This window comes from Neorhizobium tomejilense, assembly GCF_964254135.1.
Lineage (GTDB): Bacteria > Pseudomonadota > Alphaproteobacteria > Rhizobiales > Rhizobiaceae > Neorhizobium > Neorhizobium tomejilense.
Map to the genome: position 1 here is coordinate 3,082,405 of NZ_CAXUSO020000001.1, position 19,171 is coordinate 3,101,575.

At 62.6% G+C, this 19,171-nt stretch carries 15 protein-coding genes; 7 read left to right on the top strand and 8 right to left on the bottom strand.

The genetic code is table 11. The features are described 5' to 3' along the window. Window positions 1-187 precede the first annotated feature (187 nt). Window positions 188-1,240, top strand: coding sequence for a LacI family transcriptional regulator (locus ACSQ3G_RS15660; RefSeq protein ID WP_436110675.1), 1,053 nt, complete (start codon window positions 188-190; stop codon window positions 1,238-1,240). 26 nt (window positions 1,241-1,266) lie between these two features. Here ACSQ3G_RS15660 and ACSQ3G_RS15665 read toward each other — a convergent pair whose 3' ends face one another. The 5 genes from ACSQ3G_RS15665 to ACSQ3G_RS15685 all read right to left on the bottom strand — a co-directional run bounded on the left by ACSQ3G_RS15665 (window position 1,267) and on the right by ACSQ3G_RS15685 (window position 7,748). Continuing rightward, window positions 1,267-2,772, bottom strand: a complete 1,506-nt coding sequence (locus ACSQ3G_RS15665; RefSeq protein WP_436110676.1) for a tripartite tricarboxylate transporter permease — start codon at window positions 2,770-2,772, stop codon at window positions 1,267-1,269. Between the two features lie 10 nt (window positions 2,773-2,782). Beyond that, entirely contained in the window at window positions 2,783-3,244 is a 462-nt protein-coding gene (locus ACSQ3G_RS15670) for a tripartite tricarboxylate transporter TctB family protein (protein WP_105399994.1), read from the bottom strand. 117 nt (window positions 3,245-3,361) lie between these two features. Next, window positions 3,362-4,345, bottom strand: a complete 984-nt coding sequence (locus ACSQ3G_RS15675) for a tripartite tricarboxylate transporter substrate-binding protein (RefSeq protein WP_436110677.1) — start codon at window positions 4,343-4,345, stop codon at window positions 3,362-3,364. Between the two features lie 209 nt (window positions 4,346-4,554). Further along, window positions 4,555-5,925 (bottom strand): sigma-54-dependent transcriptional regulator, encoded by a 1,371-nt coding sequence (locus tag ACSQ3G_RS15680; RefSeq protein ID WP_105439620.1) that lies wholly within the window; start codon window positions 5,923-5,925, stop codon window positions 4,555-4,557. Then, complete coding sequence (locus ACSQ3G_RS15685) at window positions 5,922-7,748, bottom strand: sensor histidine kinase (RefSeq protein WP_436110678.1); 1,827 nt, start codon at window positions 7,746-7,748, stop codon at window positions 5,922-5,924. Before ACSQ3G_RS15685 ends, ACSQ3G_RS15680 begins: the two co-directional genes overlap by 4 nt. A 237-nt stretch (window positions 7,749-7,985) precedes the next feature. On the opposite strand from ACSQ3G_RS15685, the gene ACSQ3G_RS15690 reads away from it, so the two are divergent. The 4 genes from ACSQ3G_RS15690 to ACSQ3G_RS15705 all read left to right on the top strand — a co-directional run bounded on the left by ACSQ3G_RS15690 (window position 7,986) and on the right by ACSQ3G_RS15705 (window position 13,649). Continuing rightward, on the top strand, window positions 7,986-8,462 hold the full coding sequence (locus ACSQ3G_RS15690) for a DUF4126 family protein (protein WP_436110679.1): 477 nt from the start codon (window positions 7,986-7,988) through the stop codon (window positions 8,460-8,462). Continuing rightward, a complete protein-coding gene (locus ACSQ3G_RS15695) occupies window positions 8,459-9,832 on the top strand; it encodes an FAD-containing oxidoreductase (RefSeq protein WP_436110680.1) in 1,374 nt (457 codons plus the stop codon). The genes ACSQ3G_RS15690 and ACSQ3G_RS15695 overlap by 4 nt, the downstream gene beginning before the upstream one ends. A 107-nt stretch (window positions 9,833-9,939) precedes the next feature. Next, a complete protein-coding gene (gene asnB, locus ACSQ3G_RS15700) occupies window positions 9,940-11,898 on the top strand; it encodes an asparagine synthase (glutamine-hydrolyzing) (RefSeq protein WP_436110681.1) in 1,959 nt (652 codons plus the stop codon). A gap of 338 nt (window positions 11,899-12,236) precedes the next feature. Further along, complete coding sequence (locus tag ACSQ3G_RS15705) at window positions 12,237-13,649, top strand: GumC family protein (protein ID WP_436110682.1); 1,413 nt, start codon at window positions 12,237-12,239, stop codon at window positions 13,647-13,649. A 5-nt stretch (window positions 13,650-13,654) separates the two neighbouring features. On the opposite strand, the gene ACSQ3G_RS15710 is transcribed toward ACSQ3G_RS15705, so the two are convergent. After that, the gene (locus ACSQ3G_RS15710; protein WP_436110683.1) at window positions 13,655-14,752 is read right to left on the bottom strand and encodes a glycoside hydrolase family 5 protein; all 1,098 of its coding nucleotides are present in this window, start codon (window positions 14,750-14,752) and stop codon (window positions 13,655-13,657) included. Window positions 14,753-15,022: 270 nt separating this feature from the next. On the opposite strand from ACSQ3G_RS15710, the gene ACSQ3G_RS15715 reads away from it, so the two are divergent. Next, complete coding sequence (locus tag ACSQ3G_RS15715) at window positions 15,023-16,330, top strand: O-antigen ligase family protein (RefSeq protein WP_172724033.1); 1,308 nt, start codon at window positions 15,023-15,025, stop codon at window positions 16,328-16,330. Continuing rightward, entirely contained in the window at window positions 16,311-17,129 is an 819-nt protein-coding gene (locus ACSQ3G_RS15720; RefSeq protein ID WP_436110684.1) for a WecB/TagA/CpsF family glycosyltransferase, read from the top strand. The genes ACSQ3G_RS15715 and ACSQ3G_RS15720 overlap by 20 nt, the downstream gene beginning before the upstream one ends. On the opposite strand, the gene ACSQ3G_RS15725 is transcribed toward ACSQ3G_RS15720, so the two are convergent. Beyond that, window positions 17,126-17,899 (bottom strand): polysaccharide deacetylase family protein, encoded by a 774-nt coding sequence (locus ACSQ3G_RS15725; protein ID WP_105403028.1) that lies wholly within the window; start codon window positions 17,897-17,899, stop codon window positions 17,126-17,128. The genes ACSQ3G_RS15720 and ACSQ3G_RS15725 overlap by 4 nt on opposite strands. Before the next feature lie 49 nt (window positions 17,900-17,948). Then, window positions 17,949-19,136, bottom strand: a complete 1,188-nt coding sequence (locus ACSQ3G_RS15730) for a glycosyltransferase (RefSeq protein ID WP_436110685.1) — start codon at window positions 19,134-19,136, stop codon at window positions 17,949-17,951. Window positions 19,137-19,171: the final 35 nt, after the last annotated feature.

Genomic DNA, 19,171 nt, shown 5'->3' on the forward strand with positions numbered 1-19,171 from the left:
CAACCCGCTCTGGGGATTTTTTAGATCATAGGCCAACCGCGTAACATGAGGAAAAAACTGGCAAAATTGGCAACCGACGAATTTTTACTCAGGAATCGAGAAAAATTCCTGGCGACTTTCGAAAAATTTGTAACGATATAGATGAGGCTCGCTCCGGTTCCGGGGCGGGAGCGGAGGAGAAGAGGATATGTCGCTGGAAGACCTGGGGGACAAGGGTCGGCGGGCGAAGTCGGAGCGGGCACCCGCAAAATCCGGCGTTGGCGCCAAGCCCACCCTTAAGACGATCGCCGAACTGACAGGGCTTGCGGTCACGACCGTATCGCACGCGCTTGCCGATGCGCCGCAGATCGCGCTCGAAACACGTCTGCGCGTCCGCAAGGTCGCAGCCGATATCGGCTACCTGCCGGACCGGGCAGCACAGCGCCTGCGCACTGGCCGCACCAATGTCATCAGCCTCGTCCTCGATCCGCACGAGGAAATCCTCGGCTATGCCACCTCGATGATCAACGGCCTGACCGAAGCGTTGCGAGGCACGGCTTATCATCTGGTCATAACGCCGCATTTTTCCGATACGCCGCAGATCGAACCGGTGCGCCATATCATGCGCAACCGCATGGCCGACGGCATTGTCTTCACCCGCACCGAACCGGCGGACGAACGCGTCAAGCTATTGATGGAGAATAATTTTCCGTTCATCTGTCACGGCCGGACCGAGCTTGCCACCGCTCACCCTTACGTCGACTACGACAATTACAGTTTCGCGTATCAGGCCGCCAAAAAGCTGATCGCCGCGGGTGCGAGAAAGCTCTCGATCATCCTGCCGCCGGAGCGCTTCACCTTCGCCCATCACCTCAGGCACGGTTTCATGACGGCGGTGCGCGAGGAGGGCATCGGCTTCGAAATCGCCAAGGGCGTCACGCTCGACAGCAAGTCGGACGACATCCGCGACTATCTGTTCCAGAGAATGGGGGAGCCGGAGCGCCCGGACGGATATATCTGCGGCGGCGAGGTATCGGCGCTCGCGGTCATGGCATCCGCCTACGACCGTCGTCTCGAACTCGGCAGGGATATAAGGCTGGTGGCCAAGCAGACGTCAGGCCTGTTCGACCAGATCCGCCCCCGCGTGGAGACGATCTACGAAGACCTGACGGAAGCAGGTTTCCTGATGGGCAAGCTGCTGTTGAAGCGGATCGCCGGCCCCGCCCCCATCCAGGAATTGCAGGCGCTCCAGACGGTTTGACCGCCCGGAGCGCCGTCCGCGGCTTCTCAGTCCTCTTCGACGAAGACCTGCTCGCGTTTCTTCTTCACACTCGGCAAGAAGACGATGACGAGGACGAGGGCCGCGAGGAAGAGAAGGGCCGCGCTGATCGGACGCGTGACGAATGTCGCAGGGTCGCCCCGCGAAAGGATCATCGCCCGTCTGAGATTCTCCTCCAGCAGCGGACCGAGCACGAAGCCGAGCAGCAGTGGCGCCGGTTCGCAGCGCAGCTTCAACAGCGCGTAGCCGATGAGGCCGAAGAAGGCGACGGCATAGAGGTCGTAGACGTTCGAGTTGACGCTGTAGACCCCGATCGAGCAGAAAGCCATGATGATCGGGAACAGCACGTAGTAGGGGATGGTGAGCAGCTTCACCCACAGCCCGATGAGCGGCAGGTTGAGGATGACGAGCATCAGGTTGCCGATCCACATCGAGGCGATGATGCCCCAGAAGAGGGCCGGCTGTTCGGTCGCCACGTTCGGGCCTGGAACGATGCCCTGGATGATCATTGCACCGATCATCAGCGCCATGACCGGGTTGGCCGGAATGCCGAGGGTGAGCAGCGGGATGAACGAGGTCTGCGCACCGGCATTGTTGGCCGATTCCGGACCGGCAACACCGGCAACCGCCCCGTGGCCGAATTCTTCCGGATGTTTGGAAACCTTCTTCTCGACCGTGTAGGACGCAAACGCCGCAAGGATGGCACCGCCGCCCGGCAGGATGCCGAGGATCGAGCCGATGGCCGTGCCGCGCAGGACCGGCCCGACCATTGCCTTGAAATCCGCCCGCGAGGGCATGAGCTCGCTGACTTTCGCCATCAGCACGGAGCGGGTTTTTTCGTTTTCGAGATTGCGCAGGATTTCCGCGATGCCGAAGACGCCGACCGCCACTGCCACGAAGTTCAACCCGTCCGCATATTCGCGAATCCCGAGCGTGAAGCGCGGCGTGCCGGTGTAGATATCGGTGCCGACGAGACCCAGCAGCAGGCCGAGCGCCACCATCGCGAGCGCCTTGACGATCGAACCGTGGGCGAGCGCGATCGAGGAGACGAGACCGACCACCATCAGCGAGAAATATTCGGCCGCGCCGAACTGCAGCGCGATCTGGGTAAGCGGCGGCGCAAAGATCGCGACGAGGAAGGTCGACACGGTGCCGGCAAAGAACGAGCCGATCGCGGCGATCGCCAGAGCTGCTCCCGCCCGGCCCTTGCGGGCCATCTGGTAACCGTCGATGGCGGTGACGGCAGAGGAGGACTCGCCCGGCATGTTGATCAGGATCGCCGTGGTCGAACCGCCGTATTGTGCGCCGTAATAGATGCCGGCGAGCATGATCAGCGACGAGACCGGTTCGAGCTGGAAGGTGATCGGCAGAAGCATGGCGATCGTCGCCGTAGCCCCGATGCCGGGCAGCACGCCGATCAGCGTGCCGAGCAGCACCCCGATCAGGCAGAAGAACAGGTTTTCCAGCGATGTCGCCGTCGCAAAACCAAGCGCGAGATTATTGAAAAGATCCATCACTCAAACCTCAATAACCGAGCCAAGGCCCGAAACGGCGGAACGGAAGGCCGAGGCCATAGCTGAAGACGGCGACCGAGAAGACCGTCAGCGCCGCCGACAGGACGAGTGCGGTGAGCGGTTTCATGCGGCCCGAGGCGAAGGAGGCTATCAGTGCGGTGACGAAGATCGACGGCACGAAGCCTAGCCCTCGAACGGTAAGGCCGAAGAAGATCGGCGCCGGCAGGATGAAGACCATGCCCCGCAATGCGAGCGCCCCGATCGGCCCTCCGTCCACCCGCATCGACTGGATGAGGATGATCGCGCCGAACAGGATGAGCGCGCAGGCGAGGATGAACGGAAAATAGCCAGGTCCCATGCGAAACGCCGTACCGAGCTCCAGTTCGAACGACTGGTAGGCAAAGAACAGGCCTGTCGCGATCAGCAGCAGCCCGCAGATCAGATTGGCAGTGTCGAATTTCAGCGAATTCATGGTGTCCCCGTGAAGTGGGAGATGTTTTGCCGGACGTGCCCTTCATCCGCTTGCCAGGCATCCCCTCCCCGCAAGCGGGAAGGGGATCGAAGTTAGGGCAGACTGACCGCAGAAACCTTAGTCCGCGTACTGGCCGGCGGCATTGATGACCGGCTTCCAGCGGGCGATTTCGCCTTCGAGCTTGGCCTTCAGGGCTGCCGGGGTGGCGTCGTTGTCCGACGACGGCTCGGTGCCGAGTTCGGCGAAGCGAGCGGTCACGTTCGGGTTCTTCAAGGCAGACTTGAGGGCCTTGTTGAGCTTGTCGATCGCGTCCTTCGGGGTGCCTTTCGGCGTGTAAAGACCATGCCAGATGCCGACCTGCATGTCCGGCAGACCGGCTTCCTTGACAGTCGGGATGTCCTTCAGGACGCCGAGACGTGCTGGGGACGTAACCGCATAGGCCTTTACCGTGCCGCCCTGGATCTGCTTGGTGGTGTTGGTGGTCTGGTCGCACATGATGTCGACCTGGCCGCCGAGAAGATCGGTCATTGCAGGACCGGTGCCCTTGTAGGGAACGGTGACGAGCGACGTCTTGATCGAGCTCATGAACAGCATGCCGCACAGATGCGAAGCGGCGCCGATGCCGGCGTTTGCAACCGTCACCTTGTCGCTGTTGGCCTTCGCATATTCGATGAGACCCTTGAGGTCGGTCGCCGGCATGTCCTTGCGGGCGAGAAGCGTCATCGGAACGTCGGTGACGAGGCCGACATAGTCGAAGGCGTTCAAGGTGTCGTAGGGCAGCTTGCGATAGAGCGAAGCGCTGGTCGCCATGCCGATATGGTGCAGGAGAACGGTGTAGCCGTCGGCTTCGGCATTGGCAACGCGGGCAGCGCCGAGGGTACCGCCGGCGCCGCCGACGTTTTCAACGACGATCTGCTTGCCGAGATCCTTCGACATCGATTCAGCGACGAGGCGCGCGACGGTGTCGGTCGGGCCGCCGGCCGCAAATGGCACGACCATGGTGATCTGGCGCTCGGGGTACCCCTGCGCATTCGCCGAAGCGGAGAAAAGGGAAAGCGCCGCAAGAGCGGTCGCGCCGATAACGGCGTTCAGAATTTTCATCGGGGCTCCTCCAGGATGAAATGTGGCACAGCCGGCGCGCAAATTTCCTCCCGCGCCAACCTGAGAGCCATTTGCGGCAAGGGGCCAGGCACGCGCAATCGTTGCGGAGACCTTAAAACAGCATTTCCGTAAATACCGCGGCGCAACATGGGTGGATTCGGGAACAATCGCCAAAAAGCATGGGTGGAAATCCACACATGCAGCCGCTGTCAACCGTCCCTGTCATCCTGCAGCATGTGCTCCGGACCAAGCAGCTTCTTGTCGAGCCCGTATTTCTGCATCTTTTCGTACAGTGTCTTGCGGGAGATGCCGAGGGATTCGTAGACCGGTCTCAGCGCGCCGCCATGCGCTGCGATCTCGCCGGCGATGAGGTTGCGCTCGAAGGCTGCAACCTTGTCGGCAAGCCGCCCTGCCCCATCCTTTGCGACGCCGGTTTCACCCGGCTTCGGATCGAGACCGAGCACCAGCCGGTCGGCGGCGTTGCGCAGTTCCCGGACATTGCCCGGCCAGTCGCGCTGGGCTATCGCCGAAATCACCTCGGCCGGCACTTCCATGTCATCGCGGCCATAGCGCGCCGCTGCCTCCCGCACCAGCTGGAGGAAGAGAAGCGGAATATCCGATCGTCTCTGCGCCAGCGACGGCACATGGATGGTGGCGACGTTGAGCCGGTAAAGAAGATCGGCGCGGAACCGGCCCGCCGCCACTTCCGCTTCCAGATCCACCTTGCTGGTGGCGATGAAGCGCACGTCGAGCGGCACGGTTTCGTTGGAGCCGAGCCGGGTAATGACCCGCTCCTGCAGCACGCGCAGGAACTTCGCCTGCAGGTCGACCGGCATCGAGCCGATCTCGTCAAGCAGGATCGTGCCGCCGCGGCCGTGTTCGAACTTGCCGTAGCGGGGCCTGAGCGCGCCTGGAAAGGCGCCAGCCTCATGGCCGAAAAGCTCGCTTTCGATCAGGTTGTCGGGAAGAGCTGCGCAATTGATGGCGATGAAGGGCCGGTTGGCCCGCGAACTGATGTCGTGGAGGCCCCGCGCCACCACTTCCTTGCCGGCACCGGTTTCGCCGATGATCAGCGTATCGGCATCCGTGGCACCGATGGCGCGGATCCGATAGCGCAGATCGACCATGACCTGGGTGCGGCCGGGAAGCCGGGCTTCGACATCGTCACGCTTGCCGGCAACGGCCCTCAGGCGGCGGTTTTCCAGCACCAGGCTGCGCCGGTCGAGCGCACGCCGGATGATGCCGGCAAGATGCTGCGGCGTGAACGGCTTTTCGAGAAAATCATAGGCGCCTTCCCGCATGGCCTTGACCGCCAGCTGCACGTCGCCATGACCGGTGACCAGGATAACCGGAATCTCCGCATCGAGCTCGCGGATCTTCTGGAGCAGCGTCATGCCATCGGTTCCCGGCATGCGGATATCGCTGACGACGACGCCGTCGAACCCGAAACCCGTCAGTTCCAGCACATGATCGGCATTGGAAAAGGTCAGGACGGCCAGGCCGAAGAGCTCCAGCGCCTGCGCCGTCGAACGGCGCAGTTCCTCCTCGTCGTCGACCAGCAGAACCCTTTGCTCGCTCACTCAGCTGCCTCCAGAAGATTGCCGTCGGCAACTTCGAGTTCGATCCGGAAGACCGCGCCACCTTCCGGATGATCGGCAACGCTCAGGCTGCCGCCGAAATCCTTGATGATGTTGTAGGAGATCGACAGACCCAACCCCAGGCCCCTGCCGACACCCTTGGTCGTGAAGAACGGATCGAAGATGCGTTCGTGGATGGCCGCGGCGACGCCCGGCCCGCGATCGCGCACCGACACCATGACCCTGTTGCCCGCCTGTTCGGCGGAAACCGTGATCCGCCGGTCGTCGAGGCCTTCGACGGCATCGGCGGCATTGGTGATGATGTTGACCAGCACCTGTTGAAGCCGCACCGCGCCTGCCTTGACCGCGGGAATGGCGGGATCGATCTCGATGTCCAGTTCAGCATCCGCCGCCTTCAGGCGCGCTGCGACGATCTCCAGCGTGTCGCGCATCACGTCGTCGAGCGCGACTGGCCCGAGCTTCTCGTTCGGCTTGCGGGCGAAGTTGCGTAAGTGCCTGCTGATCGACGCCATGCGGTCGATGAGCGCCGAAATGCGCCGGACATTGTCCCGCGCATCGTCGGTGCGTCCGAGATCGATCAGCACGCCGGCCGTTTCCGCATAGGTCTTGGCAGCGGCGAGAGGCTGGTTGAGTTCGTGTGACAGGGCGGCCGACATCTGGCCGAGGCCTGCGAGCTTGCCCGCCTGGATGAGGTCCGCCTGGGTCTGGCGCAGCCGCTGTTCGGTGAGCCGCCGCTCGGCGATCTCCTCCTCGATGCGGCTGTTGACGCGGGCGAGATCGGCGGTGCGCTCGGCGACGCGGTGCTCGAGCTCGTTGCGCGCCTCGGCCTGCAGCATCAGGCGTTCGTTGAGCCGCGCTCGGCGCTGAAGGACGATGGCGAGCCCGAGGCCGGCAAGGCAGAGCGTCAAAAGTGCTGCAACCGTCGCGGTCTTCGCCTGGGTATGCACCGAACCGGTATCCATCAGCACGTTGACGGTCCAGCCCGCATCCGGCATCGGGTGCGATACGACGAGATATTCCTTCTCGATCCCGCCATCCCGGATGGTCATGACATCGCGCCCTGCGAAGCTGCCGCGCTCGACCGGCAATTCGCGGAGCCTGGCGTCCGCATACCGCCGCGACGCCTCGGTGCGAGCGATCCGGTCGGGCGTCAGCGGCAGGATGCTCGCATAAAGCCATTCCGGACTGCCGGTCATGAAGATGATGCCTTCGGGATCCGACACGAAAATCCGGTCGTCGCCACCGCCCCAGGAGGCTTCGAGGATGTCGATATCCACCTTGAAGACGATCACGCCGCGAATGGTGCCGCCGATCTCGATCGGCGAGCCGAAATAGTAGCCGCGCTTCAAGGACGTCGTGCCAAGCGCGTAGAAGCGCGACTGGCGGCCCTCTGCCGCATCCTGGAAATAGGGCCGATAGGTGAAATTCTCGCCGACGAAGCTGACCGGGCTGTCATAATTGCTGGCAGCGATGGTCTCGCCGTCCATCGTCATCACATAAATGTCGGAGGATTTCAGAAGCCCGTTGATCTCCTTGAGATAGGCGTTGGTCGTCGCCCGCAGCGTCTCGTTCTTCGGATCGAGGATCACCGCCTCGATATTCTGCTGATCGGCGATCAGAGCCGGCAGCGCCTCGTAGCGCTTCAGATGGCCGTCGAGCGCCGACACCGCCAGGCGCAGCGTCGTACCCGCCTGGACCTCAGCCTCGTCGATATAACCCCGCGCGACGATATCGCTGCCCTTGAAGACCAGCGCAAGACCGACCGCCGCAAGCAGGGCCAAAGGCAGAAGAATACGATATCTCAACAGGCCCGGGTTCCTCCCATCTTTGCGCCAGTTTCCGGCGAATGGCCCCATTCTAACCGCTGGGCCGCGGATTTCCATCAGCACTGTCGCATGAATCGTCAGGCCGAAGCAGAGATACGCAAGGAAAGGCGAGCATGTGGGCGTTATACAAGTTTTACTTGACCCGAAGTTTCCTGCGGAACAGTCTTGCGGGCTCGGGGTCAAGTCAACGCCAGGGCAGCATTAAGGGGGAATTCAATGATCTATATACTCGCACTTTTGATCGGTATCGTCGCCGGCCTGCGCGCCATGACCGCACCTGCAGCAATTGCCTGGGCCGCCTATCTCGGCTGGCTCAATCTCTCCGGCTCCTGGCTCGCCTTCATGGGCACGATCTGGGCCGTCGGCATCTTCACCATCCTTGCCGTCGTCGAACTGGTCACCGACCAGCTTCCCTCGACGCCGAGCCGCAAGGTGCCGCAGCAGTTCGGCGCCCGCCTGATCATGGGGGCACTCACGGGTGCCGCGATCGGCACGCCCTATGGCGGCTGGATCGTCGGCCTGATCGCCGGCATCATTGGCGCCGCAATCGGCACCTATGGTGGCGCCGCCGTCCGCGCCAAGCTTGCCGCCAGCTTCGGCAAGGATCCGCCGGCCGCCTTCATCGAGGACGCTGTCGCGATCGTCGCGGCCTACATCATCATCGCGTCCCTACCTGTCGCGGCCGCGGTATGAAGACCTTCGACGCAATCATCATAGGGGCGGGCCAGGCCGGCCCCTCGCTCGCAGGGCGCTTCAATGACGCCGGCAAGACAGTTGCGATCATCGAGCGCAAACATGTCGGCGGCACCTGCGTCAATACCGGATGCAAGCCGACCAAGACGCTCGTCGCCAGCGCCTATGCCGCCCACGTCGCCCGCCGCGGCGGTGATTATGGCGTGGTGCTCGATGGCCCGGTGAACATCGACATGCCGACCGTCATGCGGCGTTCGCACAAGGTGACCCTCGACTCGCGCCATGGCAACGAGAGCTGGCTCGAAGGCATGCCCAACTGCACTCTGATCCGCGGCCACGCCCGGTTCGAGGATAAGAACACGATCCGCGTCGGCGACGAGCTTCTGACCGCGCCGCAGATCTTCCTGAACGTCGGCGGTCGTGCCGCAATCCCGGACTTTCCGGGCGTCGGCGACGTGCCCTACATGACCAACAGCGACATCGTTCTGCTCGACCGGGTGCCGAAACATCTGGTCATCGTCGGCGGCAGCTATATCGGGCTGGAATTCGCCCAGATCTACCGCCGCTTCGGGGCCGAAGTCACCGTCGTCGAAAAAGGCCCGCGCCTCGTCGGTCGCGAAGACGAGGAGATTTCACAGGCGATCCGCGAAATCCTCGAAGCCGAAGGCATCCATATCCGCACCGGCGCCGAATGCATCCGTTTCAGCAAGCACGAAGACGGCATCGCCGTCGGCGTCGACTGCACCCAAGGCGCTCCGGAAGTGATCGGCTCCGACGTTCTGCTCGCGGTCGGCCGCCGTCCGAACACCGACGATCTCGGCCTCGACAAGGCCGGCGTCGAACTGGACGCGAAGGGCTACATCAAGGTCGGCGACGATCTCTCGACCAATGTCGAGGGCATCTGGGCGATGGGCGACTGCAACGGCCGCGGCGCCTTTACCCACACCGCCTATAACGACTTCGAGATCATCGCCGCGAACCTCTTCGACGGCGAGAACCGCAAGGTCTCCGACCGGCTGGTCGGTTACGCCCTTTATATCGACCCGCCGCTCGGCCGCATTGGCATGACCGAGGCGGAAGCCCGCAAATCCGGCCGCAAGGTTGTGGTTGGCCGCCAGTCCATGGCAAGGGTCGGCCGCGCGGTCGAAAAGGGCGAAACGCAGGGCCTGATGAAATTCGTGGCCGATGTGGACACGCACGAGATCCTCGGCGCCGCCATCCTCGGCACCGGCGGCGACGAATCGATCCACGGCGTGCTCGACATGATGAATGCCCGCGCCACCTACGATACGCTGCGCTGGGCAGTGCCGATCCATCCGACGGTCTCGGAATTCTGGCCGACCGTGGTGCTCGGAATGAAGCCGGCCTGAAACCCTATTTGGGACACGACTACAATTTTATCGATCGCCTGAAGCGGCCGGCAAGCATTTCCGTCTATGACCGTGAGCATCAGTGTCCCTGTTGATGATGGAAACAGATGTGCGGTTTTGCGGGCTACGTCGGTGAGGCATTCGGCTCCGGAAATCCGGCGTCCCTGCTGTCTTCCATGGCACAGGCGATCGCCCATCGCGGGCCGGACGGGAAAGGCGTGTTCACCTCCCCTGGCATCGGCCTTGCGCATGTCCGACTGTCGATCGTCGGGCTTTCCGACGGCCAGCAGCCGATGACGGGTGCCGACGGCCGCTTTACCATCGTCTTCAACGGCGAGATCTTCAACTATGTCGAACTGCGCGACGAACTGAAGGCGCGCGGCGTCACCTTCCGCACCGGCAGCGATACGGAAGTCCTGCTGCAGCTTTACGCGACCTATGGCGAAGCCTGCCTCTCACGCCTCAACGGCGATTATGCCTTCGCGATCTGGGATCACCGCGAGCGCCGGCTGATGCTCGCCCGCGACCGGATGGGGGTCAGGCCGCTTTTTTATACGGAGCACAAGGGCTCGCTGTATTTCGCCTCGGAGATCAAGGCGCTGCTGGAAGTGCCCGGCATCGAGGCCGAACTCGATCCCGTGGCGCTCGACCAGATCTTCACGCTCTGGACGCCGATCGCGCCGCGCACCGCCTTCAAGGGCGTTTTCGAACTTGAACCCGGCCACCTGATGATCGCCAGAAACGGCCGAACCGAGACCCGACCCTATTGGGCGCTCGATTTTCCGGATGCGGGCGATTATGCCGAAGCCGATCAGTCCCTCCGGGAGGAGGAATTGCGGGCGCTGCTGACCGATGCGACGCGGCTGCGCATGCGCGCCGACGTGCCCGTCGGCGCCTACCTCTCCGGCGGACTGGACTCCTCGCTGATCGCGGCTCTCGCCGCACCGATGGCTCCGAATGGCCTCAACACGTTCTCGGTGACCTTCGACGATGCCGAGCACGACGAAAGCGCCTTCCAGCGGCAGGTTGCGGAAGCGCTCCGCACCCGTCACCACGCCGTCGCCAGCGGCTCGGCCGATATCGCCGCAAGTTTCCCGGATGTGATCCGTTTCACCGAACGGCCGGTCCTGCGCACCGCGCCTGCGCCGCTCTACCGCCTCTCGGGCCTTGTCCGCGATGCCGGAATGAAGGTGGTGCTGACCGGCGAAGGCGCCGACGAGGTGTTTGCCGGCTACGACATTTTTCGCGAGGCCCGCGTGCGCCGCTTCTGCGCCCGCCAGCCGGGATCGAAGATGCGGCCGCATCTTTTCCGCAAGCTCTATCCCTACCTGCCCGGGCTGAAGCAGCAGTCGGCAGAGTATCTTGCCGCCTTCTTCGGCGCCGGCAACGATCCGGCAGGCGATCCGCTGTTCTCCCATCGCCCGCGCTTCCGCTCGACGGCCGCCGCCAAGATCTTCTATTCCGACGAACTCCGCGCCACGCTCGGCAGTTACGATGCGGCCGAAGAACTTGCCTCCCGACTGCCGGCGAATTTCTCCCGCTGGCACCCGCTGCATCAGGCTCAATATCTCGAAAGCCGGTTCCTGCTGCCCGGCTACATCCTGTCGAGCCAGGGCGACCGCATGGCGATGGCGCACGGGATCGAAGGCCGTTTCCCCTTCCTCGACCACCGGCTCGTGGAGTTCGCGAGCCGCCTGACGCCTGGCATGAAGCTCAAGGGCCTCGACGAAAAGCACATCCTGCGCCGCGTCGCCAGGGACCTGCTGCCGGATGTCATCAGCAAGCGCCCGAAACAGCCCTACCGCGCACCGGACAGCCGTTCCTTCGCCGGCAACGACGAGCAGGCTTATGTCGGCGAGATGCTCGGCGAGCAGGCAATCGCCGCCTCAGGGCTCTTCAATCCGAAGGCCGTTGCAAAACTCCATCAGAAATGCCGCCTGGCCCCGATCTCCGGGTTCCGCGACAACGCCGCTTTCGTCGGCATATTGTCTACCCAGCTCTGGCTGAAGGGTTTTACCCGATCCGCCGCGGACGAGGCACATCCCGTTCGCAAGGCTGCTTATTAGCTCTTGAAAATCTTCAATTAACTTAAAATTCACGTCAATTCGGCATGATCGCCAGAGTGTGTCCAATTGTAGGTTCTTTCGCTGTGGCGGAAGGGCGGAGGTAGTCCATGTACGAGCCGAAGGAGCCACATACTCGGCGGTCGGCATCGGCCCGGGCGTTGCGTCGTCGCAGCGAATACCAGAGCTCCCTCCTGGACCATCCGATCCAAGAAGAACAAGAGCCCGAAGAACGCCCCTCGCCGCGCAACCGGCCTCGTCCTTCTTCGGTACCTGACTATCGAACCCGTTCGGACTATCATCGTGAGCCGCCCGCCCACGAACGGGAAGATGACGACCGGATGCGATACGAGGACATTCCGTTTGAAAAACGGATCGAGGCACAGCTTCACAGCCTGACCGATATCCATTTCACCGATATCATCCGGTGGCTGCGCAGGGGCTTGCTGCGGATCATCGCCGCCGCGATCCTTGGCGCCGTACTCGCGCTGCTCTACGCCGCCATTGCCTCGCCGCGCTATACCGTCAATACAGAGATCATCATCGATCCCTCCAACCTGAACCTCGTTTCCGACGACGTCTTCTCCGCCAACCCGCAACGGGATTCCCAGCTTCTGGAAGTCGAGAGCAAGTTGCGGGTCCTGACGTCGCGCAACGTGCTGACCAAGGTCATCGACGATCTCAACCTCACCGAAGACCCGGAATTCAACCGTCCCGGACGGCTCGACGGATTGCGCCGCCTCATCTCGTTGCCGACCGCGCCCGAGAACAAGCAGTTGAGCGTCCTGCGGCAGCTCGAAAAGCAGGTTACCGCGACCCGCGACGACGGCTCGTTCGTCGTCGTCCTTTCGGTCTGGACGGGCGACGCCGACAAGTCGATCAAGCTGTCGAACGCGATCGTCTCGGCCTTCGAGGGCGAATTGTTCAAATCCTCATCGAATAGCGTCGGTCAGCTTGCGATCGGCCTCAACAGCCGGCTTGACGAACTGCGCCGCTCCGTGACGCAAGCCGAAGAGAAGGTCGAGCAGTTCAAGCGCCAGAACGACCTGCAATCGACCGCCGGAGAACTCACCAGCACCCGCATTTCCGGCGCTCTCGATACCCAGGTTCTCGACGCTCAGCAGCGGTTGATCCAGGCCGATACCCGCTATAAGCAGCTCCAGGCGGCCTATGCCGACAGGCGGGTTGCGAATTCGGCGGTGTTCGATTCTGCCAGCATGGTCACTCTGCGCGCCAGCTATAGCGCCTTGCAGCAGCAGATCAGTTCGATGACGCTCGTCTACGGCAGCCGGCACCCGCGCCTCGTCGCTCTGCAGTCGGAGCTCGCTTCCGTCGACCGTGCTATCTCCGAGGAAGCCGCCCGTCTTCTCCAGTCCGCCAAGACCGATGTCGACCAGGCAAACAGCGCTCTTCAGGAACTGCGCCGCAAGTCCGACGCTTCAAGATCGACCGTGTTTACCGAAAACGATGCGCAGGTGCGCCTGCGCGAACTGGAGCGGGACGCCCGATCCAAGGCCGCCGTTTACGAAACCTATCTGTCGCGGACGCACCAGATCAGCGAGCGCCAGCAGATCGACACCAGCAATGTCCGGGTGATCTCGCCGCCGGTGCCGCCGCAGTCGAAGAGCTGGCCGCCGAGCTCGGTGCTGCTGCTGATCGGAGGGGCTTTCGCCGGCGCCATTTTCGGCGTGCTGATGGCACTCACACTCGGCCTGTTCGGCCATATGCGCGAAGCCGGCCGCGAGTTCGCCTGAAGCTTCTACTTCTTCGGAACCAGCGCCTCGTACAATTCCGGCAGCCATGACTTGGAGGTTGGGTCCCAGGGGCCGAATTCGTGGGATGCGAAATCCCAATAGGCCCAGCTCATGCCGCGTCTCTCGATCTCTTCCCGCATGATCCGCGTATAGGTCACCCGGTCGGGATAATAGGCGAGCGAATTGGAGCCGAATTCCCCGACGAAGATCGGCCGGTCGTTCTTTTCCCCCCATTCGACCGCCATGTCGAGCGGCGTCCTGATCTCCTCGATCTGCGCCTTCTCGCAGCAGGAAGTTCCAAGCCAAGGCCTGGATCCTTCGATCCAGCTGGCGCCCTGCATCGTGAATTTGAACGGCGCATAATTGTGTATGGTAACGATCAGGCGGCGGTCGTCTGGAGGCAGCGCCAGCTTCTCGAGCCCCCAGGCCGTGCTCCATTCCGCCGGGTCGACAATCAGGAAGCGGTGAGGATTAGTCTTGCGGATCACCCCAAGCGCCTTGGCGAGCAGATCGTTCCAGACCTCCTCCGTCTTGCCATGCGGTTCGTTGTAGATCTCGAACAGCACCTTGTCGTTGGGCAGGCTCTGATATCGCCGTGCGAGCTGTTCCCAGATCGCCAGGAAACGCTCGCGGCTCTTCTCCACGCCGATCGCGACCTCCTCCGCCTCCAGGGGATCGCCATCCATCTCGTGATAATGGTGGAAGTCGATGATGATGTTGAGGCCCCGGGACAACGCGTTGTTGACCGCAAAGTCGACCCGCTTCATGAAAGCCTCGTCGAGCTTGTAGGGTTCCGAAAGGGCCGCATGGCTGCTGAAACGGACCGGCAGCCGGATGGTCTGGAACCCGCCTTGCCTGACGGCCTCGAACAGCTCGGTGGAAAGCCTGCCTCCCCAGGCGCCTTCGCTCGGCGCCTCCAGCGTCCCCCCGAAATTGACCCCTCGCCCCAGCGCCTTGCTCTGCTCGGCCGCCGTCAACCCGGCAAGTTCAGGCGCGCGAGCTTCCGAAAACGGCTTCAGCACGAAATTCTGCGCCTGCACGTTGGCAATTCCGATCGCCATCAGCATGAGAGATCCGGCAAGCCGACAAAATATTCCCAGCATTCGAAATCTCCACTGGCGCCTGCAAGCCTGCCAAGGATTGCAGGATGAGCGCCAAGTTCTGGTTCGATACCGTCAAGGTCAAGCAACCCACCTAAATTTATGCAGTTATGATGAATGGCCGAAATCTCGCAACGTCGCAGTCACGGGCTTCGAAGCCGGGCTTCGGCCACTCCGACGAACGTCGCAGCAATGGCCGCCGGATATGGATGCTGGCGAGATTCGGCGGTTTCTGCTACGATTCGCGCGCGAAGAGAACGCGGCGGCGGGTGGATGGCGAGAGACACGGACGAAGTTGCGTCTTCTGGAAATTTCGGCGCAAAGCTGCTGTTCTGCTGTGTCGGGTGCTTCTACTGGATCACCCTGACGCCTTTCGTCGACACAAGCCTCAATCCTGCCCTGGCGAAACCTGCTCTCTGGAGCCAGCTGCTCGCCTATATGCTGTTCCTGATCGTGGTTGTCTATGCGATGACCCCCAGGGTGCGGAGCGTCATCTTCCAGCCCCGCCTGCTGCTTGCGTTCGTGTTCGGGTGGCTGTTTCTGACGGCGGCACTTTCGGTCGACCCGCTCGGTGCCGTCAGGCGCGTCCTGATTGCCCTCACCGTCTGCATCAGCGCCAGCGCATTTCTGATGCTGCCGAAGGGCGAGAGCCAGTTTGCGCGGCTTGCCGGCGGCGGTGTGATGCTGATCGTCGGTCTTTGCTATTTCGGGGTGCTGTTTCTTCCGAGGCTTGCCGTCCATCAGCTGACCGACTTTCTCGAGCCCCAGCATGCCGGGCTCTGGAAGGGAATTTACGTCCAGAAGAACGAGACCGGCGTCGTCATGGCGCTCTCCTGCTTCGTCGGCATCTACCTGATGTCGGCATGGTCCCGGATCATCGGACTGCTGGTCATTGCTGCGAGCAGCCTGTTCCTGCTGAAAACCGGCGCCAAGACCTCGACCGCCATGCTGCCCGGCATCTTCATCCTCAGCATTTTCTTCGAGCGCTGGCGCTGGATCCGCGTTCCCGTCGTCTTCGGCGGGGTCGGCCTGCTCAACCTGGCGACCGTCGGCGTTTCGACGATCGCGCCGCTGAGGGAGATCGTCGCGGCAACCGGCATCGATACCACCTATACGGCACGCGCCGACATCTGGCGGCTGGCACTCGATGCTATTGCACAGAGTCCGATCACCGGTTATGGCTTCGGCTCTTTCTGGGGCGCGGAGAGCCTCGTTAACAGCGACATGCGCACCTTGAACTGGGCCGTGCGCGCGGTGGATGCCCACAATGCCTATGTCGATGCCGCGATGAACGCCGGCATACCGGGATTGATATTGATGGTGATATGGGTCTTGGCTACTCCCCTTAAAAATCTGGCGGCAATCGACGCCGCAAAGAACTTCACGCCGCTGACGAGGCTTTTCTTGAGGATCTGGCTTTTCTCGATCTTCCTCGCCTGCCTCGAAAGCGTGTTCCTTGCCCGGTCGGGGCCAATCTGGTTCACGATGATGGTTGCCATGTTCGGCCTTGGTTACCAGGCCCGCTACCGCATCATAGCCTCGAGGAAGGCCGAGCCCGCCTATGGACCAGCGTACGCCTGAAATGTCCGAGCAAGCACCGGTAAAACAGCGGCAGCGGACGTCCGCCTTCGGCATCGAGTTCTCCACCTGGGACGCCGCCAGGATCGTCGATACGATCGTCTCCGAACCGGTGCCGCCCGGTGAAGGCTTGCGGCTGCTGGTGACCGCCAATCTCGATCACATCGTGCAGCTGAACAGGAACCCCGCCTTCAGGGCCGCCTATGACAAGGCCTGGCTGACCACCGTCGACGGAGCCCCCGTGCTTCTCTATGCGCGGCTGCGCGGGCTCGCCGTTCCCGGCCGCATCACCGGCGCCGACCTGTTTCCCGAGATCATCGAGCGCCTCAAGCCGGGCACCCACCGGCCCCTGCTTTTATGCTCGAGCGAAACCACGGCAGCGATTCTCGACGACAAGCTGAAGGCGCTCGGTTTTTCCGAGCACGTCATCGTCACAGCGCCCCCGGCTTTCGAGCAGAATGAGACCTTCGGACGCGAATTGGTGGCGATGCTTCGGGAAAGACGCGTCACGCATATCTTCTTCGGCATCGGCGCCCCGAAATCCGAAATCTGGATGGACAAGCACCGCGCCGACCTTCCCGATTGCTACGGCTTCGGTTTCGGCGCCGGGCTGGATTTCTATGCCGGCGTCAAATCGCGTGCTCCGGTCTTCCTGCGGAAAGCCGGGTTGGAATTCCTCTGGCGCGTCGCGACCGAGCCGCGCCGCCTGGCACGGCGATATTTCGTCACGTCCTGGGCATTCTGCTGGGCCGTCTATAAGGATCTGACGGCCGACCGACCGGGCACGGACAAGACCCGTTAGGCGACCCCGATCCGCTTCAGCGTATCGATCACCGTCTCGACCTTGATGCCGCGCCGGCGCACCTTGTCGACCACTTGCGAGAAGAAGGCCGGCGAACAGCCGATATTCGTCGGGTCCTCGCGCACGTCGTGGGTATAGAAGATCAGCCAGCCGCAACGCCGCTCGACATCGTCCAGCATCCTGTCGATCGACGCGGAATCGTTGCTGCAGTCATAGAGTTCCTGCGCCTTCAGATGGGCAAGGTCGATGAGGCCGGAATTGGTGCCGACCTTGATGCCGCGCAGGCCCGGATAGTGATGCATCAGCGCCAGCTTGGACGGGACCGAAATCATTCCGAAGGGATACGCGAAGGAAACCGGCTTTGCGGAGCCGACGATCCGGGCGATTTCCTCGTCGTTTCGCCTGATATCGGCCATGAGATCGCGACGGGGCGTTTTCTGGACATTGATATGGCCATGGGTGTGGCCGCCGATCTCGTGTCCCCGGTCCGAAAGCGTCGCGACCATCTCCTCATCGACGATCAGCTGGCCGTTTTCGACGCGCTGCATCAGGCCGCTCGCCAGATAGAACGTGCCGAGCATGCCGGCATCCTCAAGAGCGGGCGCCGCATTTTCGAAGACCGAGACAGGAAAATCGTCGAACGTGAAAGCAACCACAGGCGCATCCAGCTTCAACAGGTGCGGTCGAAAATATACGTGCCGCCCGATCTTGCGGGATACTCCCGCCAGTATCTCGGAACCGGACATCTCCCAGAGTTTCGGCTTTTTCATCTACCCCCATCCATTGCAGTCGGATCTCCCAGAGCTTCAGAACATAATGTCAAATACTTACGGTTGTCTCAATCTCCGGCGCCGCAGAAACGGCATTTCCCGCGATCCCTGCCGCCTGAAGAAGGTGGATGAACCTTTCGGCCGATTTCTCGACGCTGAACTCCGCGGCGCGGGCCTGGAGAACTGCGCTTTCGGGCGGCTGTTCGAGTGTCATCGCCATGGCCTGCGCAAGCGCGGTCGCATCACCGACCGGCACCAGCCGTCCGAGCTTCCCGCCTTGCAGGATCTCGCGCGGACCGTAAGGCGCATCCGTCGCGACGACGGGCACGCCGCAGGCCATGGCCTCGATCAGTGCGTTCCCCAGCCCCTCATGCGAGGAGGACGATACGAAAAGCGAGGCCTGCGACACGATCGACAACGGGTCTGGATTGTGTCCCGGCAAGCTGACGTCCTGCGATAGATTTAGCGCTTCGACAAAGGCCTCCAGGTTGCCGCGTTCATCGCCTTCCCCGACGATCGTCAGCCGGGCCTCGCGCATCTGCCTGAGTTGCGCGAAGGCCTCGATCAGCGTCGCATACCCCTTTTCCGGGGAGAGCCTCCCGACCGAGACGATGTGGCCCGGTTCCGGCGCGCGGCCCAGCTGCTCGATCCGCCGCCGCATCTGCGGTGTCAGCACGGCATTGGTCCCTAGATTGGCGACTTTCGCGGCCGGCACCCCAAAACGGTCGATGAGGTCGTTTCGCGCACCGGCCGTCAACGTCAGGACGAGATCGGCGCGCGGATAGGCAAACCGGATCAGCCTGTAGGCCAGCCGGTTCTGCCAGTAGGGATCGCCGGTTCGCGCCTGCAGGGGGCTTGCCACCTCGCGCAGGACGATCGACGGCCGCGTTTCCCTCGCTAGCCCTCGCGAGGCCAGGACCACCAGGACATTCGCCGCCGCCTCGGAAGACACCAGCGCCCTCGGACGCCCCGTGACCAGCAACCTTCGCAATGCGGCGGGCGCAAAGGCGAGGCGCAGTTTGCGGCCGTTGCCGAGATCGATAACGGGCACGTCGGCGCGGATCAGGTCCCGCAACGGCCCCGAACTCTGAAGTGTAACGATTGCGCTTGGAAATCCCTGGCCCTGCAGTTCGTTTGCCAGCAGGATGGCGTCGCGTTGGGCACCGCCGCCATCGAAACCACGCACGAGAAAGCAGATTCGGGCTGCGACCGGATCAACAATCCGAGAGCTTTTCATAATCATCACATGCCCTATGATTATTGAGTTTGTTC

Coding starts and splice junctions, on each gene's coding strand:
- ACSQ3G_RS15660 (WP_436110675.1), top strand. CDS start 188: ATGTCGCTGGAAGACCTGGGGGACAAGGGTCGGCGGGCGAAGTCGGAG.
- ACSQ3G_RS15665 (WP_436110676.1), bottom strand. CDS start 2,772: ATGGATCTTTTCAATAATCTCGCGCTTGGTTTTGCGACGGCGACATCG.
- ACSQ3G_RS15670 (WP_105399994.1), bottom strand. CDS start 3,244: ATGAATTCGCTGAAATTCGACACTGCCAATCTGATCTGCGGGCTGCTG.
- ACSQ3G_RS15675 (WP_436110677.1), bottom strand. CDS start 4,345: ATGAAAATTCTGAACGCCGTTATCGGCGCGACCGCTCTTGCGGCGCTT.
- ACSQ3G_RS15690 (WP_436110679.1), top strand. CDS start 7,986: ATGATCTATATACTCGCACTTTTGATCGGTATCGTCGCCGGCCTGCGC.
- ACSQ3G_RS15695 (WP_436110680.1), top strand. CDS start 8,459: ATGAAGACCTTCGACGCAATCATCATAGGGGCGGGCCAGGCCGGCCCC.
- asnB (WP_436110681.1), top strand. CDS start 9,940: ATGTGCGGTTTTGCGGGCTACGTCGGTGAGGCATTCGGCTCCGGAAAT.
- ACSQ3G_RS15705 (WP_436110682.1), top strand. CDS start 12,237: ATGCGATACGAGGACATTCCGTTTGAAAAACGGATCGAGGCACAGCTT.
- ACSQ3G_RS15710 (WP_436110683.1), bottom strand. CDS start 14,752: ATGCTGGGAATATTTTGTCGGCTTGCCGGATCTCTCATGCTGATGGCG.
- ACSQ3G_RS15715 (WP_172724033.1), top strand. CDS start 15,023: ATGGCGAGAGACACGGACGAAGTTGCGTCTTCTGGAAATTTCGGCGCA.
- ACSQ3G_RS15720 (WP_436110684.1), top strand. CDS start 16,311: ATGGACCAGCGTACGCCTGAAATGTCCGAGCAAGCACCGGTAAAACAG.
- ACSQ3G_RS15725 (WP_105403028.1), bottom strand. CDS start 17,899: ATGAAAAAGCCGAAACTCTGGGAGATGTCCGGTTCCGAGATACTGGCG.
- ACSQ3G_RS15730 (WP_436110685.1), bottom strand. CDS start 19,136: ATGAAAAGCTCTCGGATTGTTGATCCGGTCGCAGCCCGAATCTGCTTT.